The following is a 14,779-nucleotide window of genomic DNA, read 5'->3' as shown; positions in this document are numbered from 1 at the left end:
TATGACTGAAAGCATAATCAAAATAACAGGTCTAACAAAAAAATATCGTAAATATAAACCATTAAATGATATTAATTTAACGCTAGAATCCGGAAAAATAATTGGACTACTTGGACCGAATGGGGCAGGGAAAACAACGCTATTTAATGCGATCTCTGGATTATTAAAACCTACCTCTGGTGAGCTTGTTTTGGCAAAGGATAAACGAGTTGCTTATTTACCGAGTGAAGATTTTTTACCTAATATGGTGATTCGTGATTATTTTTTAATTTACCAGGGCTTTTTCCCAGATTTTAATCCTGAAAAAGCGACCGAAATGATTCATTCACTTGGTGTTAATGTCAAAGAAAATACCAAATATTTATCGAAAGGAAATGCTGCAAAAGTAATGCTATCCTTGATTTTGTGTCGGGACGCAGACCTTTATTTACTAGATGAACCTTTTTCGGAAATTGATTTAATTTCGCGGGATGACTTGGTGAAATCAATCGCTCAGTTTTTAAAAGAAGATGCAACACTTGTTGTTACCACACATTTAATTCAAGATATGGAAATGATGTTTGATGAAATTATTTTGATGAAGCATGGGGAAATTATTGACCGTAAAAACACCGAAACGCTAAGAGAAATAGATGGGAAATCGATTGTTACTTATTATCGGGAGGTATTTGGACATGCTTAAAGCTCATTGGAAATTAGAATGGAATGCACATCGCTATTGGTTTATTGCAGCTTTTTCCGGATGGATGGTTTGTTTACTCGTGGGGCTTTTTTATAAATTAGGGAAAGGCGTGCTTCAACCAGTAGTAATTAATCTAGGTAGCGATGGAGCTATTTTTACAGCAGGGGATGATATTTTTCTAACACTTTTAAGTATTGTCGGGGGAAGCTGGATACTTATTTGGGTACTACTTTTTGTAGCAACTGCCCGTGGTGGTGTATATGATGAAACACGTTATTTATTTTTCCAAACAAAAGCACCTATTTGGAAAACGCTTATAAATAAAGTAATCATTTCTTTAGTTGAAACAACTATTTTAACTGCTGGATTCCTTTTTATGATGTTATCGATAATAACTATAAGTGGTGCAGACCTTGGTGTAATAGAAGCTCTAAAAATAATATTAGAAACTTTCTTAGGAATTTGGCTGGTTAATTTATCTTTTGTTTGTATTGTCATTGTGGCGACAGCACTTAGCATGGTTCCAGTGTATGGTTATCGTTTTGGATTTATAGCAGCAATTATTTATTTTTTGGTGATTAATGCTGCGCAAATATATATCAAAAGTAATTGGTTACCAGAAGTAGGACCAGAAATACAGTTTCATTATTCTATTGGGCTTGCATTTCAGTTTTCTGCCTCAGAATTTGTTTTTAATCTGCTTTTTGTCGTTTTTCTTCTATTTATTGCAACAAAAATTCTAAATAAAAGTGCAGACTTGCAGTAAGCGTGGTATGATACAAGGAAGAACGAATAAAGGAGTCCGATCATGATAGAATCAAAAATCCCAAGCTTTTGGGCGGAAAAATGGCAAGAACATGGCTATGAAACACCAACAGAAATTCAACAAGCGATGTATCAGCCAATCAAAGACGGCGCAGATGTTTTAGCGGTGTCACCAACTGGAACAGGGAAAACGGTAGCCTATGCACTACCAACCTTGGAAAAAATTGAAGCCACCCCACACATACAGTGGTTAGTTTTAGCGCCATCCCATGAACTTGTAATGCAAATCACAGAGGTAATTCGCTCGTGGTTACCAAATGAAGATTTAACTGTAGTGTCGTTAATCGGTGGAGCGAATGTAAAGCGTCAAATTGAAAAACTAAAGAAAAAACCACAAATAATCGTTGCTTCTCCAGGACGCGCATTAGAATTAATCAAACAAAAAAAAATTAAAATGCATGAAATCAAAACAATTACCTTGGATGAATGTGATCAGTTACTTCGCCAAGAAAACTATAAAAGTACACTTGAAATTGTTGAAAGTGCTGTACGTGATCGTCAACTCACGCTTGTTTCTGCTACAAAGTTAGAAAATCCAGAAACATTTTTCACGCAAACAGAGCAAGAGCCAGTTGTACTTGAAGTGACTGCAAAATCCGAGGAATTAACAAATGTCGAACATCTTTATATGGATGTAGAGTCACGCGATAAAGCAACTCTTTTACGCCGGATTTCGCATATTAAAGACATGCGTGCACTTGTTTTCGTAAAAGACAAACCGAGAATGGAGATTTTACTAGAAAAGCTACATTTTGACAAAGTAAAAGCTGCGGGTGTTCACGGCGAAATTCGGAAAGAAAAGCGTAAAAAATATCTTGATGATTTCAAAAAAGGGACATTAACCTATTTAATCGTGACAGACGTTGCAGCTCGGGGCTTAGATATTGAAGATTTACCATATGTTATTCACTATGATTTGGCAGTGAGTGAGAAAGAATATACGCATCGTTCTGGACGTACTGGACGAATGGGTAAATCTGGGACGGTCATTACTTTTGCTAATCCTCGTGAAATACGCACATTAAAACAATATTTAACTATCCACAATCTAAAAGGAAAGCAAGTTAGATTTTACCAAGGAAAGCTGCTTGACGGGGCAGTGCCAGAAAATAAAATCGCCAAAAAAGCGACACGACCGCCTAAACAAGTCCGCAATGAAAAAACCAGCAGTTCTTCAGCAAAATCTGCGTATAAAGGAAAAACAACTAAAAATACGAAGCCAGCATCTAAAGAAAAATCGACTCATTCATTCCAAGCAAAACGAAATAATACAACCAATAAAACAAAAAAGAAACCAACTAATTTTAAAAAGTTTTAAAATGTGCAGAATATCTTTCTCTCTTTACCATGAGAAAGATATTCGCTCTTTTTTTACATTTGGTTTTTATCGTTGCGAGGATGCTATTTAAAAAGGTATAATGAAAATATATAGTTTTAAAAAGGAGTAGAGTAGATGTCTAGTAGAAAAGAAGAAGTCCTCCAACTTCTAAAGAAAAAAGAAGAAAAAGTATCTGCAGCAGATGTTGCAGAATTGCTTCAAATGGACCGAGCAAACGCTAGTCGTTATCTAAATGATCTTTTTAAAGAAAATAGGATTGATAAACTTTCAGGGAAACCAGTTTTTTATCAAGCTTTAAAATCTACTACCAAAACGGAACAACCAATCATCGCACATGCAGAAACCGCTTTTGGACGTTTAATTGGTTCAGAGGATAGTTTGAAAGTAAGTATCCAACAAGCTAAAGCAGCCATTCTTTATCCACCTAATGGTTTGCATAGCTTGATTTTAGGACGGACTGGGACTGGGAAATCTCTTTTTGCTGAATGTATGTATCAATTTGCCAAAGAGTCGGAAACAATTCCAGCAAATGCTCCTTTTATATCGTTTAACTGTGCAGATTATGCGCAAAATCCACAACTTCTCTTCGGTCATATTTTCGGGGTAATTAAAGGTGCTTACACAGGCGCAGAAGAAACGCGAGAAGGTTTACTAAAAAAAGCAGACGGTGGAATTTTATTTTTAGATGAAATTCATCGTTTGCCTCCTGAAGGTCAAGAAATGCTCTTTACATTTATTGATAAAGGAGAATTTCGGCCCCTTGGAGAAAGCGCTAACGTTCACCATGCGCAAGTGCAAATTATTGGTGCAACAACAGAATCTCCTGATAATTTCTTGTTAGAAACTTTTACAAGACGTATTCCAATGACGATAACGTTACCTGCACTCGCTGAACGTAATTTGGAAGAGCGTTATCAATTAGTTGAATTTTTCTTAAATCAAGAAGCAATCCGACTACACCAATCAATTCGAGTACATCGAAAAGCACTCATCGCCTTTTTGCTGTACCATGCTAGTGCCAATGTTGGACAACTTCAACGCGATTTAAAACTTGCCTGTGCAAAAGCCTTTTTACATTATAAAACCAAAACAGCGAACTATATCTTGATTGAACAAGATGATTTACCAATCCATGTTCAAAAAGGGTTACTACATCTTAAAGACGAACCAGAAAAATTAAATCGACTTATTGATGTAAACAAAGCTATTTTTAAATTCGTTGATACAAGTGATCCAACTGCAAAAGTAGAAGATGTTCATGACGTTTATCACGCTATTCAAGAAAAAGCCGATCAACTAATGAAAGAAGGTAAAGATCAAAGTGAGTTAGAAGAAGCGCTTTATGTCGATGTAGATCAATATTTTCACGATTATATGGTTCAGCTTCCAACCCATCAAACAGCGAAAGAAATTATCGATCCAGCAGTTTGGGAATTAACGGAAAAAGTCTATGCAATGGCAGAAGAAAAACTTAATCGTAAATACAACGAAAAAATGAAATTCGCTTTTTCATTACATTTACAAAGTACAATTGAACGTGTTCGTGAGCAAAAACATATTATTCACCCGGATTTAAATAATATTCGGAAAAAGTATCCAAAAGAGTTCCAGGTTGCGATTGATTTATCCGCACTGATAGAACAAGAGTTACGTATTGAAATTCCCTTTGATGAAATCGGCTTTTTAACAATGTTTCTTACTGAAGAAGTAGTGGATACGGCACTTTCACAAGAACTCCAAGTCGAAGTGATTGTAATGATGCATGGCCGCTCTACTGCAACAAGTATGGTAGAAACAGTGCAGGAATTATTAAGTATTGATAGTGGTGTTGCACTCGATATGCCGCTATCCGTAGAAGTAAAAACAATGTATGAAAAATTAAAACAAATGGTAATCAAACTAAATCCTGTGAAAGGTGTATTATTACTTTCAGATATGGGTTCGTTAACTTCTTTTGGAAATATGTTAACAGAAGAACTTGGCATACGGACTAAAACCGTTACAATGGTAAGTACTCCGGTTGTTTTAGAAGCAATGCGTAAAGCTTCACTTGGTCGAGGCTTAGAAGATATTTATCAAAGCTGCGAGCAATTATTTGAAAATAAATATAAAGCGCATGTTTTACGTGCCAAACCTGTCAAAAATGCAGTTATTTTCACTTGCTTCACAGGAGAAGGTGTGGCAGAACAACTCCGCAAAGTCGTCGCACCAATAATTGATGAAACAAAAATCGAAATTATCGTTTTACAATTTTTGCATAAGGAAGCATTTCGTGAGCGAATCGATCAACTGATGGAAGAATATAATATTTTGGCAATTATGGGATCTGTTGCTTTTGAATACCGGGATATTCCGTTCTTTAGCGCATTAGAAGTATTATCAGAAGGTGGACTTGGAATTGTATCACGGATTTTAAATGATGAAGTTCCTTATGAAAAACTTATAACTTCATTGGAAGGGAATTTACAAGCAGTAAGCTCTGCGGAACAGCTAGTTTATTTCCTAAGAAAAGTAATCTCAGAACTGCAATTGCAACTAAATGTTATTTTGGAATCAGGTGTAGATATTGGAATGATTCTCCATCTTGCTTTCCTTATTGAACGAGTAAAACTTGGTGCAGTTGACCGTGAATTTCCCGATTTAAACGAATTTGCAAAGAATCATATGGTAGAAATGCAAATTACGCAACAAATGATGGAAAACGTTGAGATTGAATATGATATCGTCATCCCACAATCAGAAATTGCATATTTAACACAGATGATGCTCTCCAATCAGGTGGAAGGGAGCCAGAAATAATCCCCTGCTAAGTGTGTATTGTCTTACACACTTGGCTTTTTTACTTGTGTAAAGACGAATGTAGCAAAGAAGCAAACAAAAAACAGAAAAGTTGGCATATATCTTGCATATTATAATAGCGTGCAGCTTTTCAAACTAGGAGGATTAATTATGAAAAACATCATGTTAGTTTGTTCGGCCGGTATGTCCACAAGCCTTCTCGTTAAAAAAATGACAGAAGCTATCGAAAAAAAACAAGTAGATGCCACTGTAATCGCGGTAGCAGAAGCGGATTTTGATAAATTTAGAAATAATGTAGATGTCGTTTTATTGGCACCGCAAGTCCGTTTTCTTGAGAAGAACTTAAAACGCGTACTGGACCCAATCGGGATACCCGTTTCAATCATTAATGGTATTGATTACGGGACAATGGACGGGGAAAAAGTGTTAAATGATGCACTAACAATGATCAACCAACGACTTCAAGATGAAAATGCTGAATAGGAACAATGATAAGTTTGATAAATGAAAAAAGGATGTGTAAATAATGGAATTAGAACAAACAATTATGCAATTAATCGTACACGGGGGAAACGCTAAAAGTGATGCTATGCTTGCAATCGAAGCAGCGAAAAAAGGTGACTTTGAAACAGCAGATGAACAAATTAAAAATGCCGAGACAGCTTTACTTGAAGCCCATCATTCGCAGACTTCTTTAATTCAAGGAGAAGCACGTGGGGAAAAAGCAGAAGTATCATTACTATTAGTTCATGCACAAGACCATTTAATGAATGCAATTACTTTTAAAGATTTAGCAAAAGAAATTGTTGATTTATACCGCTCTAAATAAGTTTTCGAAGGGATGATTTAAATGAGAAAATTAGGAATATCTGTCTTTCCACAACATGTATCACTTGAAGCATCATTAGAATACATTGAAACAGCAGCAAAATATGGTTTTAGTCGTATTTTTACTTGTTTGATTTCTGCCAATGATGAAGCAGAATTTGCTAAGTTAGAAACCATTTGCAAACGTGCAAAAGAACTAGGCTTTGATGTTATTGCGGATGTTGATCCAACTGTTTTTGAATCTTTAAATATCACTTATAAAGAATTAAATCGCTTTAAAGAACTTGGGCTTGCTGGCTTACGTCTTGATCTAGGCTTTTCTGGGTCAGAAGAGGCAGCAATGTCATTCGATGATACAGACCTGAAAATCGAGTTAAATATTAGTAACGGAACTCGTTATGTAGAAAATATTTTATCTTATCAAGCGAATGTAGGGAATATTATTGGTTGTCACAACTTCTATCCAAGAAAATACACCGGTCTTTCTAGAGAACATTTCTTGCGTACGAGTAAGCAATTTAAAGATTTAAACTTGCGGACAGCAGCTTTTGTTTCTTCTAACAGTGGCAAATTTGGTCCTTGGTTTGTAGTTGACGGCGGACTTCCAACAATGGAAGAACACCGTGGCATGGATATTACTGTTCAAGCGAAAGACTTATGGAACACAGGTTTAATTGATGATGTAATTATTGGCAATATGTTTGCTTCTGAAGATGAGTTACGTGCTTTAAGCGAACTAAACCGTAATGAATTACAATTAGCAGTAGAATTTTTAGATGGAGCGACAGATGTGGAAAAAGAAATTGTTTTAACCCAAAAGCACTTCAATCGTGGGGATGCATCTGCATATGTGCTTCGTTCGACCATGACGCGGGTGAATTTCAAACAATATAGTTTTGAGCCTCATGATACGGAAACCATTGCCAAAGGAGACGTAACAATTGATAATAACGGTTACGAACGCTACAAAGGCGAAATGCAAGTTGCACTCCAGGAAATGGAAAACTCGGGAAAAACCAATATTGTTGCTCGAATTGTTCCCGAAGAACGCTATTTACTCGACACCATCTTACCGTGGCAACACTTTAGATTAGTTGAGAAAACAAAATAATAATTAAAAAGGCGTCTGCAATCACATTTGTAAAGTGTGTTGTAGATGTCTTTTTTTGTGAAAATTAGTATTTCCAACGCTATCTATACTAGATTAATAGTATAGATAGTATAGATAGTAATGATAATATGTCAGAACATATATCTCAAAAAATCATTATTAATCTGAAAGAAAAGAAATGGTGAAAATGTTTTTTATGGTAAGCTAATTTAATTTTATTTAAAAATAAGTAGTAATATTTTATTATGCAATAGATGAAAATTGTCCTGATGTAATATTATCGTTTGTAGAATTCGTCCAGCTATTGAACCGTACCAAATTATATAAAAGTTAATCCATATAAAAAGGCAAATCTCAAAAGAAGATTTGCAGCTTATGTCCCCTGCAGGAATCGAACCTGCACTTAATCCTTAGGAGGGATTCGTAATATCCGTTTTACTAAGGGGACTTGAATGAAATTTTTATGTGCACAACAGATGTAATTTTACCAGAAATACGCCATTTGGGCAAGATAAAGAAGCAGTTGGAACCACATTTATATGGAACCAACTGCTTACTTTTTAATTAATTTTTTGTTAATTTATCTGCAAAGACAAGTGACTTACCTGTCCCGATAGCAACTGATTCAAGGGGACTCGGAGCCATATGTACAGGAACATCAATTTCTTCAACAAGCCAGTCGCGGAAGCCTTGTAGCAATGATCCACCACCGCTTAAAATAATTCCACGATCCACAATATCTCCACTTAATTCAGGAGGACACATTTCAAGTGTATTTCGAATAGCTTCGAGAACGCGGAGTAATGTTTCTGAAAGGGCGCTTTGGATTTCGACTGAGCTTACTTCCACTGTTTTTGGCAAGCCAGTAAGTAAATCGCGGCCACGAATTTCAGCTGTTTTTGTTACATGTTCAATGGGCGCATAACCAAGCTCCATTTTAATGCGTTCGGCAGTTGTTTGCCCAATTAAAAGATTATAGTTCTTACGGATATACTGGATGATTTCTTCGTCCATATGGTCGCCACCAGTACGAATGGATGTACTAGAAACAACGCCACCATAAGAAATAATCGCAATTTCGCTAGTACCACCACCGATGTCAACAATCACATTGGCAACCGGTTCTGACACAGGTAAATCAGCACCAATTGCAGCCGCAACCGGTTCTTCAATTAAAACAACAGAACGTGCACCAGTAGACTTAACAGCATCAGAAATTGCTCGACGTTCTACCGATGTAGCGCCAGTTGGTGTACAAACCACCACATTTGGTTTTTTAACACCACTAGCAGAAATTCTCCGCATAATTTCCCGAAGTAAGCCACTAGTTAAATCAAAATCAGCAATTACGCCATCTTTCATTGGACGAATGGCAGAAATTGAAGTTGGCGTTTTTCCAATCATTTCTTTTGCCTCATGACCAATTGCTAAAACCGAACCATTATCTGTATTTAGCGCGACAACAGATGGTTCATTCAAAATAATACCTTTGTCTTTGCTGTAGACTAAAATATTTGCAGTGCCTAAATCAATTCCAATAGTTGTTATTCCAAACATTTTTACACCTAACTTTCTTTATATAAATAACAAGCCAATTCTAGGTGTACAAGTAACAGTATAGTCTTTTTTCCTCTAATATACCTTGTTTAAACAAATATGACATGAAAAGGTAATTTAAACACCTGAAAATAGCCGTTTCCACGCGTTTTCGTAAATAAAACGTAAAAAAAGTAATCAAATAAAGCAAAAACTATAGAAAGCAAGGGTTAACCTTTTTCTGTAGTTTTTGCTTTTTATTTATTAATTAAATTACACTGGGTCAAAAAAATCAAAACTATACTTGGTGCTGTTTCTCAAATTCTGCATACATATAATAATAAATCAGCCCACTGATCAAAGCTAAAATACCAATGCCAACAAAAGTAGCTGTATAACCAATTAGAGCCGCCAATGTAATGGCAAGTGGTGCAATAACTTTACCAAGAGTATAACGAAGTCCAGCTGCCGAGAAATACATTGCCCGTTTATCTTCTGGAGCAAGTTGCGAGACAAAGTTTTGTTGTAAACCAACCGTCATAAGTTCCGCAAAACTAAAGAGTATAATCGCACAAATCGCTCCCCAAGGTCCAGTCGAAATGCCAAATAGGAAAATCGCAATTCCGTAAAGAAAAGAAGAATTCATAAAAACAAATTTTTCTCTAAAATGGCTCATCCAACGAGTGACAACGACTGTTAGTGCAGCAACAAAGAATCCATTGATGGAAACGATAACGCCAAACAGCTGCTCTCCGGTAAAATGGAAGGAGAAAAGGTCGGATGCACCAATAACTTCTTTAATATAAAGCGGAAAGAGTAGATCCAGTTGCATAAACGACTGAGAAATAATAATACCGGCAACAATGTATAAAAAGAAAATCCTATCTTTAAAAATAACTTTATAATTTTTCAATTGTTCGATTAAAACTGTGCCAATATTTTTTCGAATCGCATCTTTTTTTAGCGCTGGATTAATGACTAATGGCGCAGTTTCATGACCAAATTTTTGTAATAAGAATAGCAATAATAAATCAGCACATACAATAGCAAGTAATGTTTCGGTCGTAAAATTATAAAACAAAACAGAACCAAGAATTGGACCAATTACAACCGCAATATTGACCATCATATAAAAGACAGAATAAATATGTGTCCGATGTTCTGGTGGAACAACATCGGCAATCATTGCTTGGCTTGCGGGTTGATAAAATGCCATAAAAATACTTGCAATCGTAAACCCAGCAAAACTTAAGTAAGGCGAATCAACTATATGAAGCGCGCCAATCGCAAATACAAGAAAGCCTAATCCTTCGCCGATAACAGAAATACTCATCATCCGTTTTCGTCCAAAATTATCTGCAAAGTAGCCACCAAGAAGGGCAGTGAAAACAGCTAAAATTTGCGAAACAATTAATAATATACTGGTAAGTTCGCGCCCAATACTTTCTGAAAAATAAATCGTTAAAAAGGGGAAGACCATCCAAAAAGAAATATCGAGTAGTGCTTCCCCAAAGAGCCTTACTTTCAAATTGATGTCCCATGTTTTAAATTTCATCTAAATGCACCACACTTTCTATCATAAAAATTAACAGACGAAAACCCTTGAAAGCATAATGCTACAAGGGTTTTACGCAAAAGGTATAAGTTTTAAAAAAGATTTAGAATGCCCAATCACCATTACGGAAAACAGGAACAACTTCACCAGTTTCGGTTACACCATCGATGTCCATTTTGGAAGAACCAATCATAAAGTCAACGTGGGTTAAGCTATTGTTAACACCAGCTGCTTCTAATTCTTCACGAGACATTTCTTCGCCACCTTTAACATTAAATGCATACGCACTTCCGATTGCTAAGTGGTTAGATGCATTTTCATCAAATAGAGTGTTATAGAACAAAATGCCAGATTGGGAGATTGGAGAAGGGTCTGGAACTAATGCTACTTCTCCTAAATAATGGGAACCTTCATCAGTAGCGATTAAATCTTTTAAAATTTCTTCGCCAGACTCAGCTTCTGCTCCAACAATACGACCTTTTTCGAAAGTGATTTTAAAGTTGTCAATAATATTTCCTGCATAACTAAGTGGTTTTGTACTAGAAACATAGCCTTCCACTTTTAGTTTATCCGCACAACAGAATACTTCTTCTGTCGGCATATTTGCCATAAATTCATGTCCTTTTTTATTCTTACTACCAGCGCCAACCCAAAGATGGTTTTTTGGAAGACCAATGGTAAGGTCAGTTCCAGGAGCTGTATAATGTAAAGAAGTAAATTGTTTTTCATTCAAACTATCTGCTTTTGCAGCCAATGTTTGATCATGGTTTTTCCACGTTTCTACGGGATTATCAGTATTAATTCTTGTTGTTTCAAAAATCGCTTCCCAAAGTGTTGCCATTTGTTCTTCTGGTGTTAAATCTGGGAAAACTTTTGCTGCCCAACCTTGTGATGCAGCTGCAACGACCGTCCAACTTACCACATTAGCTTGCATTAACTCGCGAAACTCACTCATTGCGCCGCCCATTGTTTTTTGGAAGGTAGAGATTTTGTTACTATCAATACCATTAAGTAAATCAGGATCGTCAGAAGTAATGGAAATAAAACAAGCTCCTTCTTTAGCGAGTTCTGTTTTTTCAGCAACACGATGTATTGGTGCACTTTCAAAAACGCGTAGTGGTGCATGTTTATAACGTAAAGCGCCAAGTTCTTCATCGCGCCAATCTATTATTACATCCTCTGCGCCAGCTTCAAAAGCAAACTTAGAAATAAGTCTAACAAATGGAGCTGCATCAACTGGAGCCATAATTACCACTTTCTGTTCTGGTTGTACGTTTACACCAACCTTCACAATCAATTCTGCATACTTTTCTAACTTTTCACTAAATACTGTCATAATTAATCACTCCAATCTTTTTATTCAATACGAGAATTGTATCTTAATTAATGTGGTAAAGCAACCAATGTACGGTGCTTTTTGTTAAATTTAATTTTTACTAAATAAAAAACAAGCACTCCGGAGAATGCTTGTTTGCAAATTAGCCTTTTAATGTATCAACAAATGTTTTTGCGTAACTTTCAGCGCGAACAACATCTTCTTCGTCAGGATCAAGGTCGACTTTTAGACCAGCAACTGGAATGGTAGCACCTTGTTCTTTTAGACGAGTCTCAATTAGATCAACGGTTAAACAATATTCATCATAAAAAGTATCGCCGGAACCGAATGATGCGCATACTTTGCCGCTAAAATCGACATCAGCCATATCTTCATAAAAATCAACAAATTCATCTGGCAGTTGACCATCATCGTACGTATAGCCACCGATTAACGCACCATCATACTCCAGTAAATCTTCTGGATCAACTGAGATACATTCTTCAATTTCAACTTCAATATCGTATTTTTCCAATTCTTCTCCTAGAATATCGGCAATTTCTTGTGTGTTACCAGTCATGCTGGCATAAACAATCATTACTTTTGTCATTTTGCATCACCATTTTCTGAAAATTTTATTGTTTAAAATGGCACAAACCAGTTCACCATTTTTTAACTGATACATTCTATTATAAATGTCTTCAGAAAAACTGCAACCTTTTTTCCAGATTACTTTATTTCTAAGGGTTTTCGGGCTATAATAGTAGATAGTGGAAATTTTAGGAGGGAAATAACGAAATGATTACACTTAAATCGAGACGCGAAATAGATGAAATGAAAGAAGCGGGGAAAATTTTAGCCAATACACATAAAGAAATAAAAAAAATCATTAAACCTGGAATTACTACTTGGGATTTAGAAGTTTTTACAGAAGAATATTTACGTAAAAATGGCGCAACTCCTGAGCAAAAGGGTTTTGAAGGATATGAATATGCCATTTGTGCAAGCATCAATGATGAAATTTGTCATGGTTTCCCGCGCAAACAAAAACTAAATGAAGGCGATATTGTAACTGTAGACATGGTCGTCAATTATCACGGGGCTCTAGCTGATTCTGCTTGGACATATGCTGTAGGTGAAATTCCAGACGATGTAAAACATTTAATGGATGTTACACATAAAGCTCTTTATTTAGGAATTGAGCAAGCAAAAGTTGGATCAAGAATTGGCGATATTGGTCATGCGATTCAAACTTATGTAGAAGCTGAAAATCTTGCTGTTGTTCGTGAATTTATCGGACATGGTGTGGGACCAACTTTACACGAAAAACCAGATGTACCTCATTTTGGAGCAGCAGGAAAAGGGCCACGTTTAAAAGAAGGCATGGTTATTACTATTGAACCAATGGTAAATATGGGTGCATGGAAAGCAAAAATGGATGATAATGGTTGGACTGCTAGAACAGTTGATGGCTCGCTTTCCGCTCAATATGAACATACGCTTGCCATTACAAAAGACGGCCCAGAAATTTTAACTTACCAAGGTGAAAATGATTAATTAAATTAAATGACCAGATGCCTAAAAAAGCCGCAAGTGAATTCATGTGTTAGAGTTCTACTTCGCTAGTTTTATTTAAAGCATCTGGTTTTATTTTTTAGGTGGTGAAAGCTTATGGGAGAAAAAATGGCTATTTGGCGAACAAAAAAGCCATACACAGTGAAAAAAATTGTATCAGACCTAGAAAAAGCTGGAATAGAGAAGGGCGATACGGTTATTTTCCATGCCTCCATGTCAAAAGCGCACTGGATTTGTGGTGGAGCAGTTGCGGTTATTTTGGCACTTCAAGAAACAATTGGTGAAAATGGAAATATAGTAATGCCAGCGCAAACAGGACAACTAACGGATCCTGCTAAATGGGAGAATCCGCCAGTGCCAGAAAGTTGGTGGAAAACTATTCGTTCGGAAACACCACCTTTTGCCCCACTTGTAACTCCTACAAGAGGGATGGGAGTTATCGCGGAAACCTTTCGATCAATGCCAGGAGTAGAGCGAAGTTTTCATCCGTATCACTCTTTTTGCGCTTGGGGTAAAGATAAAGAAGTGATACTACATAATCAGCCACTTGCAAAAAGCTTAGGTGATGAGTCGCCACTAGGAAAATTATATAAACTTTCAGCAAAAATAATTTTGTTTGGTGTGGATAATAACAATAATACATCGCTACATTTGGCAGAAGAACGTTCTAACTCGTTTCCACTTGTAGAAAATCAAGCAGCTTTTTTAGAAGAAGGTGAAATAACCTGGAAAAAATATCAAGAAATTGAATATGATAGTGAGGCTTTTATTGCATTAGGTCGTGCATATGAAAGAAAAGTGGATTTCCATCCGACAACTGTTTCAGGAGCACCAACTAAAATTTATGATATGCGCGAATTAATTGATTTTGGAGTGAATTATTTCCAAACAAAAAACCACTAAAAAGTGGCTCCAGTTTTTTATTATTTTCTAATCCGGCGAAGTTCTTCTGCAAATAGCTGCATTTCGCGAGTACTAAAGGTTGATTTACGTTTAATTAGCTGATAAATTTCAATAAGTGCGTTATAATCAACAGAGTCAAGTTGGATATTTTCAAATACGCCAACATTTACCATTTTTAATTTAGTCGTAATTTCGGTTAACATAAAATTCAAGTTTTCCTGTGAAGGGGTTTCAAGATTCATCTTTTTGCTCCTTTCAAACTAATAGACAAAATTTTACCATAATAGTTGGAAAACTTCCAGATGAATGAC

The 14,779-nt window shown here is 36.1% G+C and carries 14 protein-coding genes and 1 tRNA gene; 9 read left to right on the top strand and 6 right to left on the bottom strand.

Annotation, left to right across the window (positions count from 1 at the left end; translation table 11 throughout):
• The first annotated feature begins 1 nt into the window (after position 1).
• The 7 genes from HCJ50_RS10140 to HCJ50_RS10110 all read left to right on the top strand — a co-directional run bounded on the left by HCJ50_RS10140 (position 2) and on the right by HCJ50_RS10110 (position 7,584).
• Positions 2–682, top strand: a complete 681-nt coding sequence (locus HCJ50_RS10140) for an ATP-binding cassette domain-containing protein (protein WP_185347192.1) — start codon at positions 2–4, stop codon at positions 680–682.
• Entirely contained in the window at positions 675–1,448 is a 774-nt protein-coding gene (locus tag HCJ50_RS10135) for a hypothetical protein (RefSeq protein WP_185347190.1), read from the top strand. The genes HCJ50_RS10140 and HCJ50_RS10135 overlap by 8 nt, the downstream gene beginning before the upstream one ends.
• A 42-nt stretch (positions 1,449–1,490) precedes the next feature.
• Complete coding sequence (locus HCJ50_RS10130) at positions 1,491–2,825, top strand: DEAD/DEAH box helicase (protein WP_185347188.1); 1,335 nt, start codon at positions 1,491–1,493, stop codon at positions 2,823–2,825.
• Positions 2,826–2,960: 135 nt separating this feature from the next.
• Complete coding sequence (locus tag HCJ50_RS10125) at positions 2,961–5,645, top strand: sigma 54-interacting transcriptional regulator (protein WP_185347186.1); 2,685 nt, start codon at positions 2,961–2,963, stop codon at positions 5,643–5,645.
• Positions 5,646–5,795: 150 nt separating this feature from the next.
• Entirely contained in the window at positions 5,796–6,128 is a 333-nt protein-coding gene (locus HCJ50_RS10120) for a PTS sugar transporter subunit IIB (protein ID WP_185347184.1), read from the top strand.
• A 43-nt stretch (positions 6,129–6,171) separates the two neighbouring features.
• Positions 6,172–6,474 carry a PTS lactose/cellobiose transporter subunit IIA gene (locus tag HCJ50_RS10115; RefSeq protein ID WP_185347182.1) on the top strand — a complete coding sequence of 101 codons (303 nt, stop codon included), beginning with the start codon at positions 6,172–6,174 and terminating at the stop codon, positions 6,472–6,474.
• Positions 6,475–6,495: 21 nt separating this feature from the next.
• Entirely contained in the window at positions 6,496–7,584 is a 1,089-nt protein-coding gene (locus tag HCJ50_RS10110; RefSeq protein ID WP_185347180.1) for a DUF871 domain-containing protein, read from the top strand.
• A 376-nt stretch (positions 7,585–7,960) separates the two neighbouring features.
• Here the strand turns inward: HCJ50_RS10110 and HCJ50_RS10105 are convergent.
• The 5 genes from HCJ50_RS10105 to HCJ50_RS10085 all read right to left on the bottom strand — a co-directional run bounded on the left by HCJ50_RS10105 (position 7,961) and on the right by HCJ50_RS10085 (position 12,600).
• Positions 7,961–8,032: transfer RNA gene (locus HCJ50_RS10105), tRNA-Arg, on the bottom strand.
• 116 nt (positions 8,033–8,148) lie between these two features.
• Positions 8,149–9,141 (bottom strand): rod-share determining protein MreBH, encoded by a 993-nt coding sequence (gene mreBH, locus HCJ50_RS10100; RefSeq protein WP_185347178.1) that lies wholly within the window; start codon positions 9,139–9,141, stop codon positions 8,149–8,151.
• 277 nt (positions 9,142–9,418) lie between these two features.
• Positions 9,419–10,675 carry an MDR family MFS transporter gene (locus HCJ50_RS10095; RefSeq protein WP_185347176.1) on the bottom strand — a complete coding sequence of 419 codons (1,257 nt, stop codon included), beginning with the start codon at positions 10,673–10,675 and terminating at the stop codon, positions 9,419–9,421.
• Positions 10,676–10,778: 103 nt separating this feature from the next.
• On the bottom strand, positions 10,779–12,011 hold the full coding sequence (locus HCJ50_RS10090) for an aminopeptidase (protein ID WP_185347174.1): 1,233 nt from the start codon (positions 12,009–12,011) through the stop codon (positions 10,779–10,781).
• 142 nt (positions 12,012–12,153) lie between these two features.
• Complete coding sequence (locus HCJ50_RS10085) at positions 12,154–12,600, bottom strand: flavodoxin (RefSeq protein WP_185347173.1); 447 nt, start codon at positions 12,598–12,600, stop codon at positions 12,154–12,156.
• 188 nt (positions 12,601–12,788) lie between these two features.
• On the opposite strand from HCJ50_RS10085, the gene map reads away from it, so the two are divergent.
• Positions 12,789–13,547, top strand: a complete 759-nt coding sequence (map, locus tag HCJ50_RS10080; RefSeq protein WP_185347171.1) for a type I methionyl aminopeptidase — start codon at positions 12,789–12,791, stop codon at positions 13,545–13,547.
• A gap of 114 nt (positions 13,548–13,661) precedes the next feature.
• Entirely contained in the window at positions 13,662–14,468 is an 807-nt protein-coding gene (locus HCJ50_RS10075) for an aminoglycoside N(3)-acetyltransferase (protein ID WP_185347169.1), read from the top strand.
• Between the two features lie 20 nt (positions 14,469–14,488).
• On the opposite strand, the gene HCJ50_RS10070 is transcribed toward HCJ50_RS10075, so the two are convergent.
• On the bottom strand, positions 14,489–14,710 hold the full coding sequence (locus tag HCJ50_RS10070; protein WP_185347167.1) for a DUF1128 domain-containing protein: 222 nt from the start codon (positions 14,708–14,710) through the stop codon (positions 14,489–14,491).
• Positions 14,711–14,779 lie beyond the last annotated feature (69 nt).

Origin of the sequence: Listeria immobilis (assembly GCF_014322765.1) — a bacterium.
Taxonomy (GTDB): domain Bacteria; phylum Bacillota; class Bacilli; order Lactobacillales; family Listeriaceae; genus Listeria; species Listeria immobilis.
The sequence above is the reverse complement of the archived record's forward strand: the minus strand, read 5'-3'. Positions and strand labels throughout refer to the sequence as shown.

Excerpts from the sequence above, each read along its gene's own strand:
- HCJ50_RS10140 (WP_185347192.1), top strand. The coding sequence starts at position 2 with ATGACTGAAAGCATAATCAAAATAACAGGTCTAACAAAAAAATATCGT.
- HCJ50_RS10135 (WP_185347190.1), top strand. The coding sequence starts at position 675 with ATGCTTAAAGCTCATTGGAAATTAGAATGGAATGCACATCGCTATTGG.
- HCJ50_RS10130 (WP_185347188.1), top strand. The coding sequence starts at position 1,491 with ATGATAGAATCAAAAATCCCAAGCTTTTGGGCGGAAAAATGGCAAGAA.
- HCJ50_RS10125 (WP_185347186.1), top strand. The coding sequence starts at position 2,961 with ATGTCTAGTAGAAAAGAAGAAGTCCTCCAACTTCTAAAGAAAAAAGAA.
- HCJ50_RS10120 (WP_185347184.1), top strand. The coding sequence starts at position 5,796 with ATGAAAAACATCATGTTAGTTTGTTCGGCCGGTATGTCCACAAGCCTT.
- HCJ50_RS10115 (WP_185347182.1), top strand. The coding sequence starts at position 6,172 with ATGGAATTAGAACAAACAATTATGCAATTAATCGTACACGGGGGAAAC.
- HCJ50_RS10110 (WP_185347180.1), top strand. The coding sequence starts at position 6,496 with ATGAGAAAATTAGGAATATCTGTCTTTCCACAACATGTATCACTTGAA.
- mreBH (WP_185347178.1), bottom strand. The coding sequence starts at position 9,141 with ATGTTTGGAATAACAACTATTGGAATTGATTTAGGCACTGCAAATATT.
- HCJ50_RS10095 (WP_185347176.1), bottom strand. The coding sequence starts at position 10,675 with ATGAAATTTAAAACATGGGACATCAATTTGAAAGTAAGGCTCTTTGGG.
- HCJ50_RS10090 (WP_185347174.1), bottom strand. The coding sequence starts at position 12,011 with ATGACAGTATTTAGTGAAAAGTTAGAAAAGTATGCAGAATTGATTGTG.
- HCJ50_RS10085 (WP_185347173.1), bottom strand. The coding sequence starts at position 12,600 with ATGACAAAAGTAATGATTGTTTATGCCAGCATGACTGGTAACACACAA.
- map (WP_185347171.1), top strand. The coding sequence starts at position 12,789 with ATGATTACACTTAAATCGAGACGCGAAATAGATGAAATGAAAGAAGCG.
- HCJ50_RS10075 (WP_185347169.1), top strand. The coding sequence starts at position 13,662 with ATGGGAGAAAAAATGGCTATTTGGCGAACAAAAAAGCCATACACAGTG.
- HCJ50_RS10070 (WP_185347167.1), bottom strand. The coding sequence starts at position 14,710 with ATGAATCTTGAAACCCCTTCACAGGAAAACTTGAATTTTATGTTAACC.